Source organism: Actinophytocola sp., from assembly GCF_049647105.1.
Lineage (GTDB): Bacteria > Actinomycetota > Actinomycetes > Mycobacteriales > Pseudonocardiaceae > Actinophytocola.
Genome location: NZ_JBARWZ010000105.1, coordinates 30,962 through 39,107, shown reverse-complemented (window position 1 = coordinate 39,107; position 8,146 = coordinate 30,962). Strand labels below are relative to the sequence as shown.

The window sequence follows — 8,146 nt, the reverse complement described above, 5'->3', positions numbered from 1 at the left end:
GGCCTCCCCGCCCGGCCACGGCGGTGCCAACAGAAGGATCAGTCCGCCAGCGGGACGAAAACGGCAGCAGGTACCGGTGCCGAGCCAGCTGGACTTCCTCCCCATCGGGATGAACCCGACGTGGGTGAGCACCGCTCGGCAGCGGGCGTTGTCCACCGCGGCGGCTGCTCGCAGGCTCCGCAGCCCGTAGTCCCGCGCGGCCGTCGTGCACACCTGGTGCACCGCCGCAGCGGCCAGGCATTGACCGGCTGTGCGTCCTCCAGTCCTGGTCGTGGCCGGGGTGTGACCCTCCTCTTACGACTTCTCGCTGTGCACGGCTTGCCACATACAGCACCATATGGTTAGCCTTGCCTAAGTTGCAACATCGCTAGAGAAGCGATCGGCGAGGTCGGCCGCTCGTCATGCTGTCCAGCCTCCGAATTCAGGGGAGTCTTCGTGCTGCGCACGGTGCTCAACGGAAAGATTCATCGCGCCACCGTTACCCAGGCCGATCTGCATTACGTCGGTTCGTTGACTATCGATCAGGAATTGATGGCCGCCGCCGATATTCGTGAGGGTGAGCGGGTGCAGGTGGTCGATATCACCAATGGCAGCAGGATCGAGACCTATGCGATAACCGGGCCCGCCGGCAGTGGGGTTGTCGGCGTCAACGGCGCGGCGGCGCACCTGGTGCATCCCGGCGACCTGGTGATCATCATCACCTACGTCGGCGTGCCGGACGACGCGCTGGCGCGGCACGTGCCGCGCATCGTCCATGTCAACCAGCAGAACGAGATCGTCGAGTTGGGGGAGGACCCGGCCGCGCCGGTGCCCGGCGACGAGACGCTGCGTTCCGGTCGCGAGACCGCGACCGTCGGCCGTTAGGAAAGGGAGAAACACGTGACCAATCCGTTCGACGACGAGAACGGTGTGTTCCTGGTTCTCGTCAACGACGAGAACCAGCATTCGCTGTGGCCGCAGTTCGTGGACGTGCCGAATGGTTGGCGAACGGTGCACGGGCCGGGGAATCGACAGGAATGCCTCGACTACGTGGACGCGAATTGGACCGATCTCCGGCCCAAAAGCCTGATCGACGCGACAACCGACAACTGAGGTCACGAGGGAGCGATCGTGCACGGCGTCGCCGGTGTTGTGCTGCCGTTGACCACCGCCCAGCAGGGCATCTGGCTCGCCCAGCGGCTCGACCCGGACAGTCCGGCGTACAACGTGGGCGGCTACGTCGACCTCGACGGCGAGCTGGACGCGACCCTGCTGGCTCGCGCGTGTGAGCTGGTGTGTGGCGAGGCCGAGACGCTGCGGATCCGGGTCGACCCGGCCGGTGAGCAGCAGGTCGTGCTCGACGAACTCGACGTGCCGCTGCGGACGGTCGACGTGTCCGGTACGCCGGAGCCCTCGGCCGAGGCAGAGCGGTTGATGCGGGCCGAGTTGGCGCGACCCGCCGACCCGGCCCGCGAGCCGGTGTTCGTGCCGACGCTGTACCGGCTCGGTGCGCGCCGGCACCGGTGGTTCGTCCGCTGTCACCACATCGCGGTGGACGGCTACAGCTATCCGCTGGTGCTGCGTCGCACGGCCGAGATCTACACCGCGCTGGCCACCGGCGAAACACCCGGCGTCTCGCCGTTCGCCCCACTGCGGCTGCTCGTCGACCGCGACCTCGTCTACCGGGACTCGGCCGACCACGCACGCGACCGGGAGTTCTGGCGGACCGCGCTCGCCGACACCACGCCCGCCGGCACGCTCGGCGGCAGGCGGGCCGAGCGCGCGAACGCGTTCACCCGGCACTCGGCCCCCCTGCCCGACGCCACCGCCGCCGCGCTCACCTCAGGGGTGAAGGCGTTGCGTACGACCTGGGCCGAGGTCGCCGTCGCCGCCTATGCCGCCTACCAGAGCCTCATGACCGGCAACCCCGTCGTGCGTCTTGGCATCCCGACGACCGACCGGGTCGGCTCTGCCCTGCTGCGGGTGCCCGGCATGGCCGCGAACGTGTTGCCGCTGGTCGTGCGAGTCGACCCGGCCGCACGCATCGCCGACTTCGTCAAGGGCGTCGCCGCCGACCTCGCCGCGTTGCGCCGGCATCAGCGGTACCGGCTCGAGGACCTCGTGCGCGACACCGGACGGACCGTCGCCGACCTGTACGGGCCCAGCGTCAACATCAAGTTCTTCGACTACGGCCTCGACTTCGCGGGCACACCAGGCGTCTTCCACAACCTCGCCGCCGGTCCGGTCGACGACGTCACCGTGTCGATCTACCACAGCGCAGGCCGCTTCTCGGTCGACCTCGACACCAACGACGAGACCTACTCACCCGTGCAGAACGCCGGTCACGGCGCCCGCTTCGCCGAGTACCTCGGCGAGCTCGCCGCGCGGCTCGCCGACGGCAGGCTCGACGACATCACCCTGCGCACCGGCAGCCGGCGCCACGGCCCCGGCCAGTCCGCGGACGCGCCGCTGCTCGCCGAGTCGTTCCGCGACCAGGCCGCCGCCACGCCAGAGGCCGTCGCCCTGCGCGACACCACCCGGTCGTGGACGTTCGCCGAGCTGGACGCCGAGACAGCGCGTCTCGCGGCAGGCCTTCGCGCACACGGTGCGGGGCCGGAGCGGATGGTCGCGCTCGCGCTGCCGCGCTCAGCGGCGACCGTCGTCGCCATGCTCGCCGTCGCGCGGGCCGGCGCGGCCTGGCTGCCGCTGGACCGCGACCAGCCGGCCGAACGACTGCGCCACATCCTCGCCGATGCCGCGCCGGCACTGGTGCTCACGTGCGGCGCGGACACCGCCGCCGACCTGGCCGGCCTCGCTCCCGGCGTGCCGGTGGTCGAACTCGGCACCCTCGTGGCCGCCGAGCACCCCGCCCGGCCCGTCGAGTCGCGTCCTGACCAGCTCGCCTACGTCGTCTACACGTCGGGCTCCACCGGCCGGCCGAAGGGCGTGCAGGTCAGCCACGGCGCGCTCGCGTCGCTGCTGGCCGCGCACCGCACCGGCGTCCTCACCTACGTCGACCGGCGGCTGCGGGTCGCGCACACCGCCGCGTTCGCGTTCGATGCCGCGATCGACCCGGTGTTGTGGCTCGTCGCCGGTCACGAGCTGGTCGTCGTCGACGACGCCTGCTACCGCGACGCGGATACCTTCGTCCGCCTGGTGCGTGCCGAGCGGATCGACTACGTGGACGTCACGCCGGTGCACCTGGCCGAGCTGCTCGACGCCGGACTGCTCGCAGGACCGCACCGCCCGTGCGTGCTGGTGTTCGGCGGAGAGGCGGTGCCCGCGTCGCTGTGGATGCGGCTGGCCGACGAGCCGGACCTGTTGGCGGTCAACAGTTACGGCCCGACGGAGTTCACCGTGGACGCCACACAGGCCGTGGTCGCCGGCGCCGACCCGGTGATCGGCACCCCGATCGGCGCGACCAGCGTCGAGGTGCTGGACGCGCGGTTGCGGCCGGTCCCGGTCGGGGCGCCCGGCGAGCTCTACCTGTCCGGACCACACCTGGCCCGCGGCTACACCGGTCCTGGCGGGCTCACCGCCACCCGGTTCGTCGCCGGCGAGGACGGCACCCGGCGGTATCGCACCGGTGACCTCGTGCGGGTCCGCGACGACGGTCGCCTCGAGTACCTCGGCCGGGTCGACGACCAGCTGAAACTGCGTGGCTACCGCATCGAACCCGCCGAGATCGAGCTGGCGCTGGCCACCCATCCCGCCGTCGGTCGCGGCGCCGTCGTGGTGGTCGGCGACCTGCTGGTCGCCTATGTCGTGCCGTCCGCCGACCTCGAGCCCGCCGAGCTGCTCGCGCACCTGCGGACCAGGCTGCCGCACTACCTGGTGCCCGCCTCGGTCGTGCCGGTGTCCGAACTTCCGTTGACCACCAACGGAAAGCTCGACGTCGCGGCACTGCCCGCGCCGGACCTCGCGCCCCGCCCGGACCGTGCGCCCCGCACCGACACCGAACGACTGCTGTGCGCGGTGTTCGCCGAGTTACTCGGCCACGACCAGGTCGGGGTGCACGACGACTTTCTCGCGCTCGGCGGGCATTCACTGACCGCGGGCAGGCTGATCGCACGGTTGCGTGCCGGTGCGGACGTCGAGCTGGACCTGCGGGACGTGTTCGCCGCCCGCACGCCCGCCGCGCTCGCGAAGGTCGTCGACCGGGCCGGACCCGCGAGCACCCGGCCGGTGCTGCGCAGGCATGACGACAACGGCAGGGTGCCGTGGTCGGCCGCGCAGGCCCGGTTCCACTTCGCAGAACAACTTGCCGGGCCGAGCCCGGTCTACCACGTGCCGTTCGTGCTCCGCTTCGCGGGCCGGATCGACCGGGACGCGCTCGCCGCCGCCGTCCTGGACGTGACCGCACGGCACGAGCCGCTGCGCACCGTGCTCGATCCAGAAGGCTGGCAACGGGTTCTGGACGCGCCGGACGTCTTCCGGTTCGCGGAGCCCGGCGACGTCGAGGCACAGATCCGCGACGAGATCGCGACTCCGTTCGACCTCGCGACCGGGCCACCCGTCCGCGCGACACTGCTGCCCGGCGCGGCCGGTGACGTGCTGGTGCTCGTGCTGCACCACAGCGCCGCCGACCAGGCGTCCACCGGGCCGCTGCTGCGAGACCTCGGCCAGGCCTACGACGCCCGCGTCACGGGCGCCGCGCCGGACTGGCCGCCGCTGCCGGTGCGGTACCGCGACCACACTCGCTGGGCCGCCGAACTGCTCGGTGACCCGGCCGACCCGGACAGCGCGGCCGCTCGCCAGGCCGCCTTCTGGCGCGACCGGCTCGCCGGTGCGCCCCCGGAGCTGGTGCTCCCCACCGACCGGCCGCGGCCCGACGAGCCAAGCGGAGCCGGCGCGGTCGTCAGCCGGATGGTCCCCGCCGAGACCCACCGCGCCGTCGCCGACTGCGCGAGAGCCGCCGGAGTCACGACGTTCACCGTCCTCAGGACAGCGGTGGCGATCCTGCTGTCCCGGCACGGTGCGGGCACCGACCTACCGCTCGGCACCCCGGTCGACGGGCGCGCCGAACCAGCCCTGCGCGATCTCGTCGGCTGCTTCGTCAACACCGTCGTGCTGCGGGTCGACCTGTCCGGCGCACCGACGGTCGGCGCGTTGCTGGCGCGAGTGCTGGCCGAGGACACCGAGACGCTCGCACACGGCGAGCTGCCGTTCGACCGCGTCACCGAGGCGGTCAACCCGCCGAGGGTGCCCGGGCTGCACCCGCTGTTCCAGGTGCTGATGGTGCACGAACACGACGCGGGCGAACAGTTGCGGCTCGGTGACGCGACCGCGCGGGTGGAGTTGGTGAACACCGGCACCGCGAAGGTGGACCTGACCGTCAAGTTCAGCGAGCGCCCCGGCAGCGGCGGCATCGCCGTGACCATCGAGTACTCGACCGACCTGTTCGACGAGTCCACGATCAGCGCGCTGGCCGACCGTCTCGGTGTCGTGCTCGCGGACCTGCCCGCCAGGCTCGACGAGCCCGTCACCGCCGTCGAGGTACTGCCCTCGGCCGAGTCGGCGTGGTTGCGCCGCCACCGCACCGGCCAACGGGTGGCGGTGCAGGACACGACACTGGTCGCGAACCTGGATCACGCCGTGGCAACGCATCCGGACGAGCTCGCGGTCTCGGGTGGCACGGAACGACTCACCTACGCCGAGTTCGACGCCTACGTCGGCGCGGTGGCGACCGGGCTGCTGGCGCGCGGCGCGGGCAGGAACACGATCGTCGCGGTGCGGATCGAGCGGTCGATCGAGCTGGTCGTCGCGCTGCACGCGGTGCTCCGCGCCGGTGCGGCGTACCTGCCCCTCGACCCGGACCATCCCGCCGAGCGGCTCGAGCAGATGACCAGGGACGCGGCCCCGGTGCTCACGCTCACGGCGGACGACGTGCGCGCGGCCCGTGGCGGCGAGGTGATCCGCGACTGGCCGCCCGTCACCCCGGACGAGCCCGCCTACGTCATCTACACGTCCGGCTCCACCGGTCGCCCCAAGGGTGTGCTGGTCAGCCACCGCGCGGTCGTGAACCGGCTCGCGTGGACGCAGGCCGCGCACCCGCTCGGCCCCGGCGAGGTGGTGCTGCAGAAGACCCCGGCGGGGTTCGACGTGTCCGTGTGGGAGTTCTTCTGGCCGCTCGCCACCGGCGCCGCGCTCGTGGTGGCGCGGCCGGGCGGGCACCGCGACCCGGCCTACCTCGCGGAGGAGATCATCCGCACCGGTGTCACGACCGTCCACTTCGTCCCGTCGATGCTGCGTGCGTTCCTGTCCGACCCCGCCGCGGCGACCTGCACCGGTCTGCGGCGGATCTTCTGCAGCGGCGAGGCGCTGCCGCCGGACACCGTCGCCGACTGCCACGCCATGCTCGGCGCCGAACTGCACAACCTGTACGGCCCGACCGAGGCGGCCGTCGACGTCACCGCGTGGCACACCACGTCGGCCGACGCGACGGGTCCCGTGCCGATCGGCGCACCGGTGTGGAACACCGAGACCCACGTGCTCGACGCCGCCCTGCGCCCGGTGCCGCCCGGTGTCGCGGGGGAGCTGTACCTGGCGGGCACGCAGGTCGCGCTCGGTTACCTGAACCGGCCCGGCCTGACCGCCGACCGGTTCGTCGCCGACCCGTTCGGCGCGTCGGGACCGTTGGCAGGCACCCGCATGTACCGCACCGGCGACCTGGCCAGGTGGCGTGCCGACGGCGTGCTGGAGTACCTGGGACGCACCGACTTCCAGGTCAAGGTGCGCGGGGTGCGGATCGAGCTCGGTGAGGTGGAGAGCGCACTGCGCCGCCATCCGGCGGTCGTCTCGGCGGCCGCCGCCGCGCGGACGGACCGCAACGGCAACACCCGCCTGATCGGCTATGTCACACCGGCGACCGTGGCGCCTGGCGAGGTGCGGGAGTTCCTGTCGACCGTGCTGCCGGAGGCACTGGTGCCGTCGGTGGTCATGCCACTGGACGCGCTGCCGCTCACGTCGAGCGGCAAGCTCGACCGCGGCGCGCTGCCCGGCCCGCGCGCGGCACAGGTCCCCGCCACCACTGGCGAGGCGCCGGACGTGGTGCGGCAGGCGTTCGCCGAGACACTCGGCGTGGCGGCGGTGGCGTCCGACGCCGGGTTCTTCGCCATGGGCGGGGACAGCATCCTCGCGATCGAGCTGGTGAACCGGCTGCGCACGGCGGGTCTGACCGTGCGTGTCCGGGACGTGTTCGCTCATCAGTCCCCAGCCGAGCTGGCCAGGGCCGCGATGCCGGCGGACGTGGCCGCGCCGGTCGACGCCGTTCCGGTCGCCGGTCCGGTGCCGCTCACCCCGATGCTGCACTGGCTGCGTGAGCGCGGCGGTGAGACCGCGACGCAGAGCGCGGTGTTCCCGCTGCCGCCCGGCGCCGATGTGCCCGCCGCGGTGCGGGCGCTGATGGCACGCCACGAACTGCTGCGTGCCCGGCTCACCGTGAGCCAGGACGGCTTCTGGTCCCTCGACGTGCCCTCGGACGCCGACGAGCCGCGGCTGCGGACGGTGAGCAAGGTCGACCCGCGTGCCGACGCCGCGACCTCGGTGTCCATGGTGGACCCGTCGGCGGGCCGGACCACCATCTGGTGTCACGACGGGTCGACGCTGGTGGTGACCGCGCACCACCTCGCCGTGGACGCGGTGTCATGGGGGGTGCTGCGTGCCGACCTCGCCGCGGTGCTCGCCGGCCGGCCGCTCGCCCCGGTGCCGGGGTTCCGGGCATGGGCGCATCACCAGGTCGAGCGGGCGAACAGCGTTTCGGTGCTCGACCAGTTCGCACACTGGCGGACCGCGCTCGCCGACCGGGCCCCCGTTCTCCACCGCGGTGACGGCGCACCGGGTGTCCTCACCTCGACAGTGTCCACAGTGGACGAACTTTGGGTGCTGGGAGAACAGCGCTTCCGCGTGGACGGGGCCGACCTCGTGGTCGCCGCACTCGCCATGGCCGTCCTGTTCCTGCGCGACGGCCAGCGCCGGGACCTGACGCTCGCGCTCGAGGGACACGGGCGTGACGACGCCAACGCGGGCCTCGTCGGCTGGTTCACCACCAGGTACCCGGTCCGCCTCGATCTGTCCGAAATGGACACGCCGGTCGAGATGCTCAAGCACGTCAAGGAAACACTGCGTGCGACGCCGGACAAGGGTGTCGGCTACGGGCTGCTCCGCC

At 72.4% G+C, this 8,146-nt stretch carries 4 protein-coding genes (1 of these 4 only partly in view); 3 read left to right on the top strand and 1 reads right to left on the bottom strand.

Annotated elements, in window-relative coordinates; all coding sequences use genetic code 11:
- The coding region (locus tag WBA97_RS13515) for a hypothetical protein (RefSeq protein WP_424231126.1) at positions 1-213 on the bottom strand (213 nt) is incomplete at its 3' end.
- A gap of 222 nt (positions 214-435) precedes the next feature.
- On the opposite strand from WBA97_RS13515, the gene panD reads away from it, so the two are divergent.
- The 3 genes in view from panD to WBA97_RS13500 are tightly spaced (at most 18 nt apart) and all read left to right on the top strand, a layout consistent with a single transcriptional unit that may run on beyond the window.
- The gene (panD, locus tag WBA97_RS13510) at positions 436-864 is read left to right on the top strand and encodes an aspartate 1-decarboxylase (protein WP_424231125.1); all 429 of its coding nucleotides are present in this window, start codon (positions 436-438) and stop codon (positions 862-864) included.
- A 15-nt stretch (positions 865-879) separates the two neighbouring features.
- Entirely contained in the window at positions 880-1,092 is a 213-nt protein-coding gene (locus tag WBA97_RS13505) for an MbtH family protein (protein WP_424231124.1), read from the top strand.
- A gap of 18 nt (positions 1,093-1,110) precedes the next feature.
- Positions 1,111-8,146 carry the 5' portion of an amino acid adenylation domain-containing protein gene (locus WBA97_RS13500; RefSeq protein ID WP_424231123.1) on the top strand. The gene runs 3,275 nt beyond the window's last position, so 7,036 of the gene's 10,311 nt are visible here — the first part of the coding sequence; its start codon is at positions 1,111-1,113; its stop codon lies beyond the right edge, outside the window.